The 14,641-nt window shown below is 69.3% G+C and carries 16 protein-coding genes and 3 pseudogenes; 6 read left to right on the top strand and 13 right to left on the bottom strand.

Annotated features, from left to right (window positions below; translation table 11 throughout):
* Positions 1 to 47: 47 nt before the first annotated feature.
* Positions 48 to 1,129, top strand: a pseudogene (locus FNH04_RS12935) (esterase-like activity of phytase family protein).
* A 128-nt stretch (positions 1,130 to 1,257) separates the two neighbouring features.
* On the opposite strand, the gene FNH04_RS49375 reads toward FNH04_RS12935, so the two are convergent.
* A complete protein-coding gene (locus tag FNH04_RS49375; protein WP_345669484.1) occupies positions 1,258 to 1,740 on the bottom strand; it encodes an IclR family transcriptional regulator domain-containing protein in 483 nt (160 codons plus the stop codon).
* A gap of 213 nt (positions 1,741 to 1,953) precedes the next feature.
* The gene (locus tag FNH04_RS12925; RefSeq protein WP_228031324.1) at positions 1,954 to 2,685 is read right to left on the bottom strand and encodes a hypothetical protein; all 732 of its coding nucleotides are present in this window, start codon (positions 2,683 to 2,685) and stop codon (positions 1,954 to 1,956) included.
* A gap of 359 nt (positions 2,686 to 3,044) precedes the next feature.
* Between FNH04_RS12925 and FNH04_RS12920 the strand changes: the two genes are divergently transcribed.
* The 4 genes from FNH04_RS12920 (at position 3,045) to FNH04_RS12905 (ending at position 7,469) form a co-directional block, all read left to right on the top strand.
* Complete coding sequence (locus tag FNH04_RS12920) at positions 3,045 to 5,921, top strand: helix-turn-helix transcriptional regulator (RefSeq protein ID WP_322722990.1); 2,877 nt, start codon at positions 3,045 to 3,047, stop codon at positions 5,919 to 5,921.
* Positions 5,922 to 6,294: 373 nt separating this feature from the next.
* Entirely contained in the window at positions 6,295 to 6,525 is a 231-nt protein-coding gene (locus FNH04_RS12915) for a FitA-like ribbon-helix-helix domain-containing protein (protein WP_152783607.1), read from the top strand.
* Entirely contained in the window at positions 6,522 to 6,932 is a 411-nt protein-coding gene (locus FNH04_RS12910; protein ID WP_322722989.1) for a type II toxin-antitoxin system VapC family toxin, read from the top strand. The genes FNH04_RS12915 and FNH04_RS12910 overlap by 4 nt, the downstream gene beginning before the upstream one ends.
* 315 nt (positions 6,933 to 7,247) lie before the next feature.
* Positions 7,248 to 7,469 carry a hypothetical protein gene (locus tag FNH04_RS12905; RefSeq protein ID WP_194236653.1) on the top strand — a complete coding sequence of 74 codons (222 nt, stop codon included), beginning with the start codon at positions 7,248 to 7,250 and terminating at the stop codon, positions 7,467 to 7,469.
* 238 nt (positions 7,470 to 7,707) lie between these two features.
* Here the strand turns inward: FNH04_RS12905 and FNH04_RS12900 are convergent, their stop codons facing one another.
* The 6 genes from FNH04_RS12900 to FNH04_RS12870 all read right to left on the bottom strand — a co-directional run bounded on the left by FNH04_RS12900 (position 7,708) and on the right by FNH04_RS12870 (position 10,883).
* Positions 7,708 to 7,926, bottom strand: coding sequence for a hypothetical protein (locus FNH04_RS12900; RefSeq protein ID WP_152783605.1), 219 nt, complete (start codon positions 7,924 to 7,926; stop codon positions 7,708 to 7,710).
* The gene (locus FNH04_RS12895; protein ID WP_152783603.1) at positions 7,923 to 8,513 is read right to left on the bottom strand and encodes a hypothetical protein; all 591 of its coding nucleotides are present in this window, start codon (positions 8,511 to 8,513) and stop codon (positions 7,923 to 7,925) included. Before FNH04_RS12895 ends, FNH04_RS12900 begins: the two co-directional genes overlap by 4 nt.
* Positions 8,510 to 8,818 carry a hypothetical protein gene (locus FNH04_RS12890; RefSeq protein WP_152783601.1) on the bottom strand — a complete coding sequence of 103 codons (309 nt, stop codon included), beginning with the start codon at positions 8,816 to 8,818 and terminating at the stop codon, positions 8,510 to 8,512. The genes FNH04_RS12895 and FNH04_RS12890 overlap by 4 nt, the downstream gene beginning before the upstream one ends.
* Positions 8,815 to 9,021 (bottom strand): hypothetical protein, encoded by a 207-nt coding sequence (locus tag FNH04_RS12885; RefSeq protein WP_152783599.1) that lies wholly within the window; start codon positions 9,019 to 9,021, stop codon positions 8,815 to 8,817. Before FNH04_RS12885 ends, FNH04_RS12890 begins: the two co-directional genes overlap by 4 nt.
* Positions 9,018 to 9,371, bottom strand: a complete 354-nt coding sequence (locus FNH04_RS12880; protein WP_152783597.1) for a hypothetical protein — start codon at positions 9,369 to 9,371, stop codon at positions 9,018 to 9,020. The genes FNH04_RS12885 and FNH04_RS12880 overlap by 4 nt, the downstream gene beginning before the upstream one ends.
* Before the next feature lie 960 nt (positions 9,372 to 10,331).
* Positions 10,332 to 10,883: a Uma2 family endonuclease gene (locus FNH04_RS12870; RefSeq protein ID WP_152783595.1), complete on the bottom strand. Its 552-nt coding sequence runs from the start codon at positions 10,881 to 10,883 to the stop codon at positions 10,332 to 10,334.
* Between the two features lie 304 nt (positions 10,884 to 11,187).
* On the opposite strand from FNH04_RS12870, the pseudogene FNH04_RS49615 reads away from it, so the two are divergent.
* Positions 11,188 to 11,492 (top strand): annotated as a pseudogene (locus FNH04_RS49615) (IS701 family transposase); the annotation flags it as partial.
* A gap of 359 nt (positions 11,493 to 11,851) precedes the next feature.
* Here the strand turns inward: FNH04_RS49615 and FNH04_RS12860 are convergent.
* The 5 genes and pseudogenes from FNH04_RS12860 to FNH04_RS48995 form a co-directional block, all read right to left on the bottom strand.
* Positions 11,852 to 12,154 (bottom strand): annotated as a pseudogene (locus tag FNH04_RS12860) (tyrosine-type recombinase/integrase); the annotation flags it as partial.
* Positions 12,155 to 12,505: 351 nt separating this feature from the next.
* On the bottom strand, positions 12,506 to 12,991 hold the full coding sequence (locus FNH04_RS12855) for a hypothetical protein (RefSeq protein ID WP_152783593.1): 486 nt from the start codon (positions 12,989 to 12,991) through the stop codon (positions 12,506 to 12,508).
* A gap of 58 nt (positions 12,992 to 13,049) precedes the next feature.
* The gene (locus FNH04_RS12850; protein WP_152783591.1) at positions 13,050 to 13,331 is read right to left on the bottom strand and encodes a hypothetical protein; all 282 of its coding nucleotides are present in this window, start codon (positions 13,329 to 13,331) and stop codon (positions 13,050 to 13,052) included.
* Between the two features lie 187 nt (positions 13,332 to 13,518).
* Entirely contained in the window at positions 13,519 to 13,728 is a 210-nt protein-coding gene (locus FNH04_RS12845; protein ID WP_152783589.1) for a hypothetical protein, read from the bottom strand.
* Positions 13,725 to 14,018: a DUF6415 family natural product biosynthesis protein gene (locus FNH04_RS48995; protein WP_194236656.1), complete on the bottom strand. Its 294-nt coding sequence runs from the start codon at positions 14,016 to 14,018 to the stop codon at positions 13,725 to 13,727. Before FNH04_RS48995 ends, FNH04_RS12845 begins: the two co-directional genes overlap by 4 nt.
* Positions 14,019 to 14,641 lie beyond the last annotated feature (623 nt).

Genomic DNA, 14,641 nt, shown 5'->3' with positions numbered 1-14,641 from the left:
TCTTCGAGCGGCTCCCGAGTTCGTTCTGGAGCCCAAGGAGTATGCACATGCGTTTGAGTACGTCGATCACCGCCGTCATGGCCATGAGCGTGGCCATGGGTACCGCGCTGGCCCAAGGCGCCGCCCACGCCGGTTCCTCGACCCTGTCCGCTCCGGCCTGGTCCGCCCCGTCGCGCGCCTGCTCCGACCTCGTCCGCATACGGGCCTTCTCCGACGACCTCGACAAGAAGACGCTGGACGGCGTCTACGTGGGCAATCTGTCCGCCCTCGCCGTCGACCGGGGCGGCCGGATCACCGCCGTGTCCGACGAGTCCTACCTCTACACGCTCGACGTGCGGGAAAAGGCGCGCTCACTGAGCGCCAACGCAGTCGCAGTGGCTCCCTTGACCGACCTGAACGGCGCGGCGCCGGACTCCGAAGGACTGGCCGTCGACCTGGACGGCTCCCGGCTGATCAGCTCCGAGACCGAACCCTCCGTCACCCGCTACGACCGCGACGGCACGGCGGTGGAGGCGCTGCCGGTGCCGGCAACCCTGGCCGTCGCCCCGGCGGGACGGGCCGTACGCAACCAGACCTTCGAGGGGCTGACGCTCCAGCCCGGCGGACGCACCCTGGTCGCCTCCATGGAGGGCGCGCTCTCCGGCGACGAGAGGGTGTGGTGCGGCTGCAGACCTGGCATCGCGCCGGGGTCGGTAAGCCCTTCAAGACCGGCCCCCAGTACGGCTACCAGGCCGACCAGGGCTTGGGAGTCGTCGAGCTCGCCCCGGCCGGTGAGGGCCGGCTGCTCATCCTCGAACGCGGCTTCACCGCCGGTGTCGGCAACACCGTCCGCCTCTACCTGGCCGACCCGCGCCGGGCCGACGACGTGAGCGGAACCGAGAGCGTCACCTCCGACGGCCCGGCCCGCCTGGCCCCCAAGACCCTGCTGGCCGACCTCGCCGACTGCCCGTCCCTCGGGGCCACGGCCGAACAGGCCCAGCCCAATCCCTTGCTGGACAACATCGAAGGACTCACCGTGACCGGTCGCACGGCCGCCGGACGCCTGAGGGTCCTGCTGGTCAGTGACGACAACGAGCGGGAGACCCAGATCACTCGCTTGTACTCCCTGGACGTCCGGGTGCCACGCTGAGCAACCCGGCAGCCGCTCGGGGGCGGCCTCGTCCCCGGGCGAGGCCGGCGAGGAATACCGCCGCCACATCGTGGCCGGTGCGGCCGGTCGGCAGGATGGCGGGGACGACGCGTCGGTCGGCGGACCGGTCAGCGGCTGTGGCTGAGGGGGTGGCTGAACCCCTGGGTGGAGATGAGGGCGGCCGCGTCCGCGAGTTCGGCGGCGAACCGCTCGACGGCCTCGTAGGGGAAGCGCTGGCTGGGCCCGCTGAGGGAGAGGGAGGCGACGACCGTGCCCGAGCGGCCGGTGACCGGCACGGCGACCGCGGTCAGGCCCTCGTCCCACTCGCTGCTGCTGACCGCGTAACCGCGCTGGGCCGCGTCCTGCACCTTGGCGCGCAACCGGCAAGGCTGACGGACACCACGCTCTCGTCCCAAAGCTGTGAGCGGGCAGGTGAGAAGCCGTAGCCTGGGGTCAGCAGCAGTACGCAGTCTGCCTGACTGGCCATCAGGCAGGTGCTCCGGCCGAGACGGTTGGCGAGGAGTGCCCGCCCCTGGCCCTGAAGCGGGTGCCGGATCTGGCTCACGACCTGCCGCTCCCGTGCTGATCGCTGCTGCACCGCCTGGCGGCACACCCCCGAGCGCGGCGCTCCTTTTTACCCGAATCGGAACTGGCGCCAACGGCGCAGGCCGGGACCCGAGCCCAGCACATCGCGCTCACCCCGGAGCGCGGCGAGGACTCCAGGGCGCTGCCGCGGGCCGGCGGCCGGTGCGCACCTGCGCGATCTCGTGGAGGCAGGAGCGTCGGCACGCCCTGCGGCACTGGATCAGTCCGACCTGACTGGATCAGTCCGACCTGAGGTTCTCCAACGTCGCCTTGGCGTCGGTCTTCAGCCACTTCGCGACGTCGTCCAGCTCGGGGAGGACCGTGTTGGCGGAGTAGGCAGAGGAGTCCCAGTTCATCCGGTACGTCATCCAGCCGTCGCGCACGGCGATGATGACCTTGCCGGCGCCGGCGCCGCCGTCGTAGAGGTAGTCGTCCGTCACGAGGTAGGCCTCGTCGCCGAGCCCCGTGATCTTCTTCACCTTGTAACTGTCGTTGTCCTGGTGGTACTTGGACCACACGGCCGTGAACTCGGGTCCTGGGTCGGTTCTCTTGTGCAGGTCCATCTGGACCGAGAGGTCGGCCCTGGCGTAGGAGAAGTCCCAGGAGGGGACGCGGGTGGATCTCAGCCCGAGATCGCAGGAGGCCTGGTCGAGAGCCTCGTGCTTCAAGGAGGTGACACCGGGTTCGAGGGAGGCCTCCCCGTACACCTTCTTGAAGGAGGAGTAGTCGATCGATGAGCAGAGGTCGGTGGTGGACTCGTATCCGCGCAGGTCCGCTTCGGTGTCGTCCGTGCCGAGTACGAAGACGCCGCCGGCCCACAGCGCGGAGGCGACCACGGCGCCCAGCGTGGCCCACAGGACGGCACGCCCGGCGGCACCCGTGGGCGCGGCCTGACCCGGACGGGTAGGAACGGGAGACGGCTCTGGCCGGGACTGGGGCTGCGCGGGGATGTTCCCGGGGAGTGCAGGCATGGTGGTTCCTGTTCCGTGGTGGATGAGACAAAAGGGGCAGAGGCGCCTGGGCGGATTCCGGAACAACCCTCGCAACTGTCCGCCGCACCTGTCGTGAGCAGAATTGCGCGTTCGACTACGCGATTCCTCGGGGCGTCGCGGCTCGCGTCGCGGAGACGCGACCCCTCATGGACCGAACGTCCTGGACAGGTTCGCCACACCCCAGGAGGTACAGAGCACAGCCGTGGTGTACGAATGTGCGACAGCGAGGGAGCGGTCGATTTCTCTCGGGCCGTCGGACCCGTAGAGGGCCCCTGCCGCAGCCGGCACGTTCGAAAGGGATCACGGTGGGTGAGTCGCGGGGGACGACGGAACCATTCGTGGACAGGGCGCCTTTCGTCAGCCGGGAGTCGGAACTCGGGGGGCTCGACTGGGCGTTGGAGCGGTCGGGGAAGGATGGTCCGGCGGTCGTCGACATCACGGGCGAGGCCGGTATCGGCAAGAGCCGGTTGCTGGCCGAGTTCGGCGCGCGGGCCCGCCACCGGGGGGTGACCGTACTGTTCGGCCGGGCCACGGAATACGAGCGGCACAGCCCGTTCCTGCCGTTCGCCGACGCCTTGGCCGACCTCGAACCGCAGGCACCGCAGGGATTCGCGGCGTTGGCACGCCTCGCGCCCGTCCTGAGCGGCACTGCCGAGTGGCCGCTCGGGGGTCCTGATCACCGTGACCGGTTCGGCCTCCACCGGATGATGACCGAGGCGCTGTGCCACCTGAGCGGCGAACGGCTGCTGATGATCCTGGACGACCTTCACTGGGCCGACCCGGCATCGCTGGAGATGCTCGACCATCTCATCCGGCACCCGGTGTCCTCATCCGTCCTGCTGGTCGTCTCCCGGCGTGACCGCCAGGCGCCCACCGCGCTCACCGCGTCGCTGACGCGTGGACTGGAGACCGGGGCGGTGCTGCGCATCTCCCTGGGCCCGCTCGAGGAGCGAGCATGCGTCGAAGAGCTGGCGGGGGACCTGCCGTCGGCGCGGGCCGCCGAGATCTACGCGGCGAGCGAGGGCAACCCCCTCTACTTTCTCGCGCTGTCGCAGTCATGTCGGAAAGCCGGGTTTCCCCAGCCGCTCTCCGCGGCTCTCCCGGATCCTGATGTGTTCGGTGTATCCAACGATCCGGCCGGTCTCGGAGCGCTGCTGCTGGACGAGCTGTCGGCCCTGCGCCCGCTGGAGCGCCGTACCGTGGAAGCAGTCGCGGTACTCGGCGATCGCACCACCGTCGATCTGCTGGGCGTGCTGACCGGCGCCCAGGGCACCGACATCAGAAACACGCTCGACGAGTTGGCGCGCCGTGACCTCGTCCGGCCCGGCCCGGGGGGACGAGGGCTGACGCTGCGCCACCCCCTCATCCGCGCCCTCGTCCACAACGGCATCGAACCCTGGCGACGCGAGGAATACCATCGACTGGCCGCGGCCGAACTGACCAGGATCGGCGCCCCTGTCACGGACCGGGCACACCACGTGGACCAGTCGGTGACCAGCTGGGACGCGACCGCGGCTGACGTACTGACCGAGGCCGCCGAGCGGACCGCCACTACCGCTCCGGCCACCTCGGCGCACTGGCTCGGCGCCGTCCTGCGCATCCTCCCGAACACTCCGGAACACCTTGCCAGACGCCGTGAACTGACCCTGTTGCGCGCCCGGGCTCTGGGCGTGAGCGGTGGGTTGAAGGAAAGCAGGGACCTGCTTTACCAGCTGATCGACATGCCGGGCACGGACGGAGACGACACCGTCCGGATCTCAGCGGTCGCCCTGTGCTCCCTGATCCAGCGCAACCTCGACGAGTACCGTGAGGCGGAAGCCCTGCTGCGCCGCGAGCTGGCCAGGAAACCCGGTCCGTCGCCCGCCCAAAGGGTCGAGCTAGGGCTCGAACTGGGCACCGCAGCGGTCTTCGCCTCCCGCTACGGGGAAGTACGGGAGGAACTTGCCGAGACCCTGGCAGCCGCCCGTTCCCTCGGCGACGAGACAGGTGAGGCGGCCGTGTTGTCGGTGGCCGCGATGGGCGAGGCGTACGTGGGCGACATGGCGGCGTCCCGGCGGTTCACCGAGCAGGCGACCGCGCTGGTGGACGATCTGACCGACAACGATGTGGCGCACCTGTGCGAGTCCCTGGTCAGGCTGGGCTGGACCGAGGCGTTTCTGGAGCACTTCACCGACACGGAACGACACGCCGAGCGAGGTCTGGAAGTCGCCCGGCGGACCGGCCGTTTGTACATGCTGTCGCAGCTCCTGCTGTGCAAGGCCTACGCTCACTTCAGCACCTGCCGCATCACGACCGCGATCGAACTGGTCGACGAGGCCGAGTCCGTGGCGCGGGCCGTCGGCAGCTCCCAACTGCTCGGCTTCACCCTGGCGTTGAGATCCGTCATTCTGGCGCAGGCCTACCCACAGGGTGACCCCCGTCCGCTGGCCGTCGCCGGCGACGCGGCATCGGTGGCCGGGAGCAGCCACACCTGGTGGGGAACCGCGTACCAGTGCCTGCTCGCCTACGCCGCGCTCAGCGCCGGGGATCCGCACCGGGCGCGGGACGTGATGCTGGAAGCCGGCGGGAGGGACCTGGGCCGGCTGCAGCGATCGATGCGTCCCAACCACCTGGAACTGCTCGTCACCACATCGTTGGCCATCGGCGACACGGCGGAAGCCGAACGCTGGGCCGAACTCGCCCACGAGGAGGCGAGCCGGCTCGGCCTGGCGGCCAAGCGCGCAGCCGGGCTGCGCAGTCTCGCCCAGGTCGCGCACCGCCGCGGCGACCTGGTGGCGGCAGCGCGCCTGTACGCCGAGGCCGCGGAGGAGAACAGGCGCTCCGGGACGACGCTCAGAGAGGTGCAGTCACTCCTGTTCGGCGCCCCGCTCATGATGGCCGTCGGCGAGGGCAGCCGTGCGAGCGCGATGTGGCACCGGGGACGGCGACTGGCCGCGGAAGGCGGCGCCGGGTGGCTGCTCGGCGTGGCCGAACGGGTACGCCCGAAGGTCTTCCGCGGCGCGATCGAGGAACCGGACGTACTCTCCGGACTGACGCCGCGTGAGCGGGAGGTCGCCGAACTGGTCGCCGAGGGCCTGACCAGCAGGGAGGCCGCCACCAAGCTCTACCTCAGCACACGCACCGTCGATGGCCACCTCGCCCGGATCTACCGCAAGACCGGGGTGTCGTCCCGCGCCGCCCTGGCGGCACTGGTCGCCCGGAACGGGGCCGGGTGAGCACCCGGCTGTGCACCGGCGGCCACGCATCCGGCACGGTACGCGGGGAGTAGCCCGGACCCGGAACTGGAGCCCGGATCCGGACCCCGGCCCGGCTCCGGACGCGGAAAACACAGCCAGGCAGGCGACACCTGAAGCTGCCGCCCGCGCGGCCGGGCCCCTACCGCACCGACACACGCCTCGGCAGATGGCGTGGGTGTCCCGAGAGGGCGCCGTCGGCCGTCACCGCGGTCCGCCGTGTCGACGACGCGCTGCCTACGGCTGTCGTAGCCCCGGCCCCCTCTGGAACGGCTCCTCCGGCGTGCGAGCCGGGTGGCTGCTCTGCCCGGAGCCGATGTCTGCGTTTTGCATGCGTTGACGCTATACTGCAATCATGACTGCTCTGACGATTCGGGACGTCCCGGATGACCAGATCCAGACCTTGAAGGTTCGTGCCGCCCAGGCCGGCAAGTCCCTCCAGGCTTACTTCCTCGATCTCATCGCGCGCGAGACGTCCAAGCCCACCATGGCGGAGATGGTGGCGCGCCTGAACCGGGAGACCACGGCCAGCGTGAGCACGGAGGACGTGCTGGCCGCGATCGACGAGGCCAGGACCGGGAGGTGAGCGGGACGGTCGTCATGGACTGTTCCGCTCTTGTGCACTTCCTCACCAACCGCGACCCGCTCGGCCTTGCGGTCCGCACCCGGGTGGGTGCCGCCGATGTCGTCGCCGTGCCCACGCTCATCGACTACGAGATTCAGTCCGCACTCCTCGGCATGGGGAGAGGGGGCAAGCTCACGGCGAGGGAAGTGGCCAAGGCTGTCGATGACTACCGGCAGCTCCCACTCGTCCGACACGAGACGCTCTTCCTCTGGGATCGCGTTCAGGCTCTCCACGCAAACCTGAGCGCCTACGATGCCCAGTACGTCGCCCTTGCCGAGGCTCTTGCCGCAACGCTGATCACCAGTGACGCGAGGATCGAACGGAGCGGTGCCGCGAAATGCGGCATTGAGGTCGTCGGCTCGAACTGACGGCGGAGCGGCCGTGGGCCGCCGACTCAGGACGGCACGGGCCTGCCGGTGAAAGACTGGCAAGCCGTTCGTTGGAGGTCAGCTACAACTCGACCCCGACACCTCACTGCGCTGTTCAGTGACGCCGCTGGTGGCCGGCCGGTGGCCGGACGCCTTTGGACGGCGCGGCACGAGGCGTCACTGGTCAGGACGCCGCAGCCGCTCTGAACAGGCAGAACAGCATCGGGCAGCACCGACTGGTACGAGGCAACATGATCCCTCTGTGACGTGGCCTGTTACGGAGGCTACGACGACGCGGTCGAAGGCGCTGGACTCGTGCTGTCCTTCATCGACTACGACCGCTTCGCCGCCGCGTGTCCCAAAGCGGCCCAGGCCGTGCTGGACATCACTGCCGACGAGGCTCGCCGGGCCGCAGTGCTGCAGCGCCGCTTCTTCGCCCTGGCCCACAGCAACAACCCGGACATCCGGTTCGAAACCCGTCGGAGCCAGCCCATCATGTGGAACAGCGACGAATGGGCGGACAGCAACCGCGGCTGAGCGAGTGGCATCAGAGGGAGACGATCAGCGCCAACACGGCAGTCAGGTAGTGGCAGTGGCTCGCCAGGCGCTGGTGACGCACTCTTCCTCCCAGTGCCACCATCCCTCGGCCTCGCCGTGCTCCAAGAGGTGGGTACTGGCCTGCACAAGGTCTGACTCCTTGTTGGTGAATGGTCGAGTCCCAGGCCCTGGGCCAGCGGTGGAGTCGCTGAGCCCGGGGCCATCTACGGGGTGCCGCTCAGGCAGACTTGGCAGTCATGCCGCGTTCTCGGGCGAGGAGCTCGACGATCTCGTGGAGACGGAACTTCGGGTCGGGAGCCTCGGAGATCACTTCGGTGAGCAGGTTGTTGAAGTCGTCCAGTGCGGGGCTGCCGAGCCCAGCCGCGTTCATCGCGGCGTGCCCTTCCTGGAGTTGCCCGATGATGCGGGCGGCGTCGGCGTTGACGGCGGTCGTCATGCCGGCACCTCCGCCCGCTCGGACCCGGTCTCGCAGAGGACACGGGTGAGCGTGTCCCACACCTGGTCGGGGTCCCCGGTCTCCAGGATCATCCCGGCTGCCACGTCGAGGGCCTTGTCGATACGCCCGCCGTTGTTCTCTTTCTCTACGTTGATGGCGCGCAGTGCGCGGACAACGTGGGGGCGGGCCGCCGCATGGGCGGCGGGCAGTCGGTCGGCGGCGTCCGCCAGGTCCCAGCCAGCCGGGACCTGGTACGCGGCCGGGCTGTCGTCGTAGGTGACGACCCTGGGAGTGCCTTTGCCGCTGCCCAGGTGGACGTCCAGGCGGACCCGGGACGCTTCACGGAACAGGGCGGTGATGCCCGGGCCCATGCCGTCGAGGATCACCTCGCGGACGGCGTACCCGTGCTGGCGCAGCGAGATGCGGGCGAGCCAGACGGCGGTGCCGGGGTTGGCGAGGTGCCTGTCGTAGACGAGGGTGGCGGTGCCGTCGGCGGGGCTGAGGTCGCGGATGTCGGCGGCCTTGCCGGGGGAGGTGGTTCCGCGTCGGACCGTGAGGGCGAGGTCGAGGGGGATCGTGGCGGTCACAGCGTCACCTCGGTCTGCTTGGCGGGGATACGGGTCGTGACGAACGGCGCTGGCATGCCAGGCACCGGTACCCCGAGCGCCTGGGCGAGCAGGTACCGGGCGACGGTGTCGTGCTCCAGTTCGCTGCGCCCGGTCGGCATGGTGAGCCGCAGCTCACCCGTCTTGCGCGGGACGATGACGGCGCCGAAGAACGCCCGGTCGGTGATCGGGGAGTCGGTGAGGGTGACGCCCAACTCGTTGATGAGCACGGGCAGGGGGGTGTCCATCAGGTGGTCGGCGGACGGCTTCGTGGCGGAGACGGTCACAGCGCCACCTCTGCGGCCTTGTCGGTGTACAGCTGGCGGAGGAAGATGTCGTCCGCGAGTTCCTTGGCCTTCTCCGGGGTGTACACGTCCGGGAGGGCCTTCCGCATCGCCTCGTCGACCGCCCCGGGGAGGACGGCGGCGAGTCGGTCGAGGAACGCGGTGGGGGTGGCGGCGGTGGCCTTGTCGAAGTCGGAGAAGGTCATACCGGCATCACGCCCTGGTGGGCGAGGAGGGCGCGTGCGGCCCGCAGGCGGGTGGAGGGAGCCTGTCCGGCGGGGACAACGAGGAGACGGGTGCCGTCCTTGTGCTGCAGGTAGTGCCCGTACAGGCCGTCGAATGGACCTTCCAACTCCACGACCTGGATGCCATGCGCAGCGGTGAGCACCTCGAACACGGTGGTGGGGTCGTTGATGGCAGCCATGATGCGGGCGGAGTCCTGCTCGACACGGGCCTGCATTTCTTCGTCGAAATTGAGGGCTGCGGGCTGTGGAGGCACAGAAGCTAGGTGCTTGGTGACGCCGACGGGAGCAACGCTTGTTGCTGTTTTCGCCATGGTCTTGCTCCTTCAATGCAGGAGTTGGGTCCAGACCTCGGGACCGTTGACGTAACCACCGGCCGAGGGCGTTCTGCCTTCGGTGGTAGTCGCCCTGGCGAGGGCGGAACAGGCGTCCTTCTCCGTTCGGGGGACGCTGCCCCCGAGACCGATTACCGCCCTGCTACGAAGCGCGTAAAATGCGCCTTTTTGAGGATCTTGGGTGACTGCTAGGCCGCGACGAGGACCGCGGTATCGACGTCGACCAGGTCGACCAGTGCGGCCTCGGTGAGCTCGACTTTGAGGCTCGGGGCGCAGGCCTTCATCGAGACGGGGCCGAGGCCGTGGGCCTTGAGGATGCGGGTGATCTCGGCGAGGTCCGGGGCCTACCGCGAGGACGGGGTGCGGAAGACGTGCCATGTGCCGTAGGTGCCGGCGGGCAGCTTGTCGAGGACCTTCTTCGCGGCGCGCTCGCCGCGGTCAGTGCGGCGGGCCTGGTCGGCGGCGCGCTCGTACTCGCGGGCGGCGGCCTCGATCTGCTCGACCGGGGGATCTCGTCGACCTCGTCCAGGCCAGCCGGGTTCGGGACCTCGACGGTCGCGGTCTCGGCTTGGTCGGCAATGAGGGCGGCGGGGGCGACAACGGAGCGGACCACGTCGGTGATGGTGCCGAGCTTGCCCCGCACCGGATGAACGGTGCGGGGGATGTGAGAAGAGCGTCTTCGCGTCGCAAGGTCGGTGCGCTGGACGGCCTTTTGTCGCCGGGTCCAGAACTGGAGTCCCGCCCGACGGGGCCCGGCCCAGCCCGCTGCCGGGCCTTCCTGGGGCCAGAATGGGGCCGGAAGGACAGGGAAACCCCGGGAGTGATCACCAAACCCCGGGCGCCCCAATGCGTGGAGCTCTTCAGTCGCGGTTTCGATGATCGTGCCCTCGCCGACCGGCTGCCGGGCCTCTTCCTGCTTCGGGGCGTGTTTTCTCAGACTCAGTGAGTGTCGGGCTCCGGGTCCGGCAGGGGGAGTTCGTCGAGGTTGAGGGTGAAGGTGCGGCCGTCGGCCAGGGGGATGGAGAGCTTGCCTGTGCCGTATGCGCGGGTGTGGGCGGTGCTGTAGCCGCTGGAGGTGGGCTCGGTGTGCAGGACGACTTCCCGGGCGTAGGGATCCACGACGAGGTAGACGGGGATGCCGTACCGGCCGTACTTCGCGGTGCAGTCGTCGTAATCCTTGCGTGCCGAGGACGTGGAGACGACCTCCGAGATCAACAGGACGTCCTCGAAGCTGTAGCGCTTGCCCTCCTTGCGCGCGTCCTCGCGCAGGATGGCCAGGTCGGGGGCGGAGTTCTCGTCGGCGGGGAAGTCGATGTAGACGTCCGAGGTGACCTTCGCGTGACGGCCGAGGGCGAGAGAGTCGATCTGCATCGACCTGATCGTGCTGGAGTGCTCTTCGCTCTGCGGGGTCATGATGATCTTTCCGTCGGCGCCGAAGAACACCACGTATCCCGCGGGGAACTCGGTGTGCGTGATCGCGTCGACACTCATGGACGGTGCTCCTTCCCGTGTGCCGTCATGATACGGCGGACAGAGCCGTCCCACGGGTGGACTTCCGTGGCGTCCGCGCACCACAGGGGGGAACCGGTCCGCACGAGCGGACGGCCGTGACGCGGGGCGTGAGCTGGGCCCGTAGGTGTTCGGACCCAACGGCTGGCGTTGGGTGACTTCCAGGGGCGGCGGGCACCTTCCGGGTGGCCATGGGGTGGCCGCGCCTTTGGACGTTGCGGTACGAGGTACCGGCGTCCGGTACGACGCATGTGGTTTGATCAGGCACAACGGCATCTGGCGGCATCAGTTGTCACCAGGGCCGGGCGGGCTGGATGAGCACCAGGTCCGCCGCTGTCCTGCCTGGCCCGCTGGGTCACCCTCGCGATGCCGGCCCACGCCTTCCTCGCAGTCGTCCGCGCCGACGAACACGCACACCGGCCCACGCCGGACGACGTGATCCCGTTTGTCCTGCGACGAGATCTGCCGCCTGTTCATCGTGCTCGTCGTCCGGCCCGCCCGCGACACGGCCTCACTCACTTGCCTGGTCCGACTGGCGCGGCCGCCCACCAGGCACGACCACGCACCAGTCACTACCGGAGGCGAACCGCATCCCTCACATCAAGATCACGAACTACGGCTGGAGTGGTCAGTGGCGGTGGCCTTGATGTCCAGTGGATGGGGGAGCTTTGTCCGAGTCGGACAACTCGACGATTCGAGACCCGCTGCTTCGGGAGTACCCGATCCGGTGGCCGCTCGGTGGCCGGACGCCTTCGGGCGGGGCAGCATGAAGTAGCAGAGGGTAGCCTGCCGCAAGTGCTCTGATCAGGCGCGACATCACTCGGCGGCATCACGCAGTACCTGGCAACACGATCCCTCACGGTCTCGTAATGCGTAGGTCTCGGGTTCGAATCCCGAAGGCGGCTCTTTCTAAGCCCAGCCCAGACAAAGTCTGAGCTGGGCTTTCTCGTTCAGCGGATGCGGCGGCGGCGTTGTGCGCGTGCCGCGCGGGTGTCGGTGGTCTCACTTCTGGTCTCAGTGGGGCCCGGAATCGGGGCCGACGGAGGCGACGGCGGGGGTACGAAGAACTCACCCATTCGCCTCATGGCGTCCTTGGACAGGTGGGACCGGCCCTTGACGTACCGCCGGGTCTGGCTGATCTGTGTGTGCCGCAGGATCTCCATGATCGTGGGCATGTCGACGCCTAGCTCATTGAGGATCGTGCCAGCGGTGTGGCGGCTCCCGTCGTACAGGCGGCGGTCATCGATCCCGGCCGTTGCTGTAGCGCGCGCTGGATCTGGCGGCGGCCGGAGCCGCCGGTGGGGACCGCGTTGACGAGCTGGGTCCGGTGGCCCCGGGTTGGGCGTGGAGGGCGGCGAGGACGTTGTCGCGGAGGCGGCTGGTGGGCGGCGGCGTCATGGGCCGATGATGCGGCACCGGGCCTCTGCGCGGGAGGGGTCTACCGGGGAGGCTCGTCGAACAGGCGCAGCAGGCTGTCGCAATGGTGGGCAGATCGCAAAGGGGTTGAGGCGGGAAGCGACGGGCGTGCGGGGCCGGCACGGTCTCAGGGCCGCGCTCGGGGGCTTCCGGCGTACGCCGTGGCCGACTCGGAGGCCATAGAGGGCTCAGTCGCCTTTACCCGTCCACGGCTTGCAGCCGGACGTCTTGAAGAACTCGCCTTCCTTCAGCGTGACGATTGCCCGTCCCGCTGTGAGGTCGTTGGCGATGATGGATCCGGACTGGCCGGACGCGTCTCGCATCCGCGCCCAATAGCAGCTCGACGAACCGTCAGCCGGTCCCTTCGTTGTGTAGGTGCCCGGCGCGATGTACTCGTCGTCAAGCGCCAGCGAGGGGTCCTCGTAGTCGGGGCCGGAGTTGGTTACCTCGTAGGTGCCTTCCTGAACACCGACGGTTTCGCCGAGCGCGTTCTCAATGTCCTTCAGGGACTGCTCGAACTCCTCCTCGGCTTCCTTCAGCGCGTCTTCAGCTGAGGTGGCCGATTCCTCGACGGTGGGCGTGGCCGTTTTCGAGGGCCCGCCTCGGCCTGGGGGGCTTGAGACGGGCGGGCGTCCAGTGCGGCGGCCGCCCCGACGGGGTGCAGGGACGACCACCCCTTCCCGGTACACCGGTATCGGGGGTTCAGGGGCTGAAGCGCGCGGCCTGCCTCTGTCAGCACTTCTCGTCGTTGATGTACTTGGCCAGCGCGTCGAAGTCCACCGACGGCTCGTTGATGCTCTCGCTCAGCAGGGTGCTGACTGACTCCGGGTCGTCCGCTGCCAGCAGCTTGCACACAGTTGCCTGCATCCCGGGGCTCCGGGTGTTCCAGATCTCGTCGTACCGTGCTTCGTCCCCCGTGGGGGCCGTGCTGCTGGGAGTCGAGCCGGTCGTGTCGCTGCCGCAGGCGGCGAGGAGCAGGCTGGCGGCGATCAGGACGGTGGCGGTGTGGCGCATGGGTCCCCCTGTGATGCGGTTGTGAGGCAGCATCATGCGCGGCCCCGCGGCGAGGTAACGCCCGTGTGGCCATGTTGTGACCCGTTGTAGCGGGCGGCCCCGGCCGGCGAGGGTGACAGGCCGACCAGGGCCGCGCGTGGTCTCGCCCGCCCCGATGAGCTCACGGGATGCAGGGACGGGCGGGTGTTCAGGTGGAGCGTGCGGCCTTCGCCAGGCGGATGCGCAGCAGCAGGTGCATCAGCTGGGGGTCGGGCTGGACGAGGTGGGCGTGCTCACGGTGCGCGTAGATGTCCCAGCCGGGCCCATTGTTGCCGTGCTCGTGCGTGACGAGTACCCCATCGTCGGGGTCGGTGATGAGGCTGTCGCAGTGGCGGCAGATGTGCAGGGTGGCGGTCATGAGTGGATGCCGTCGATGTGCTCGTAGTGGTCGCACAGGAAGTTGAGGGAGCGGGCCAGGCGGCGGGCGTATGCGGCGGGGCCGCCGAGGCTCGGGCGCGGTGTGGCGGCGAGTCTCCTTCGGGCTTCGCCGACGCAGGCGAGCGCGCAGTAGCGGGGGATGCTCTCCTTGGAGAGCTTCAGCGCCGCCTGTTCGACCTCACCGCGGCCGCGCTCGTCGCCGGGCCGGTGGCCCCTCAGCACGTCGACCCCGCCCTGATCGATTACTTCCAGACCCAGTTGGAGGGGCACTACAGGTCGGACATGTTCCTCGGCCCGCACGACCTGATCGGCACCGTGTCCGCCCAGTACCAGCTCATCGACAAGCTCGTACGCTCAGCGAAGGGCGAGACCCGCCGCGGCCTGCTCCGGGTAGGCGCCGCGTACGCCGCGCTCGTCGGCTGGCTGTACCAGGACGCTGGCGACATGGACGGCGCTGCATTCTGGCGGGGCGCAGGAGATCGCGATGCGGTCGAGGGACCCGCACCTGATCGGCTACAGCCTGGTGAACCAGGCCCAGGTGCGCACTGACCTCGGGGACGGTCATGCGGTCATCGACCTGCTCAACCTCGCCACCTGAACGCCTACGCTTGCGGCCGCAACAACCCGCTGGCCTTCCCGGACCCGACGGGTCACGACGCCGCGCGACCCGCATGCCGCGCGGCGGATGCCGGGCTCAGGCGACGTCACAACGGCGTCTGGTACACGGCCGAGGGCAACTACATCGACGCGGGCCTGTCCTATGCCTCGGCCATCCCGATCGCGGGCTACGGCGCGACCGCGGCGAAGGGCGCGCGGTACGTCGACAAGGCGGTCGACGCCGCCGACAAGGTCACGCCACCGGTGGCCCCGAAACCGAAGCCCACCCCCAAGCC

It is taken from the genome of Streptomyces phyllanthi (genome assembly GCF_009377205.1).
Classification (GTDB): domain Bacteria; phylum Actinomycetota; class Actinomycetes; order Streptomycetales; family Streptomycetaceae; genus Streptomyces; species Streptomyces phyllanthi.
Note: the sequence above shows the minus strand (reverse complement) of the source record. Positions and strands in the feature narration are given on the sequence as shown.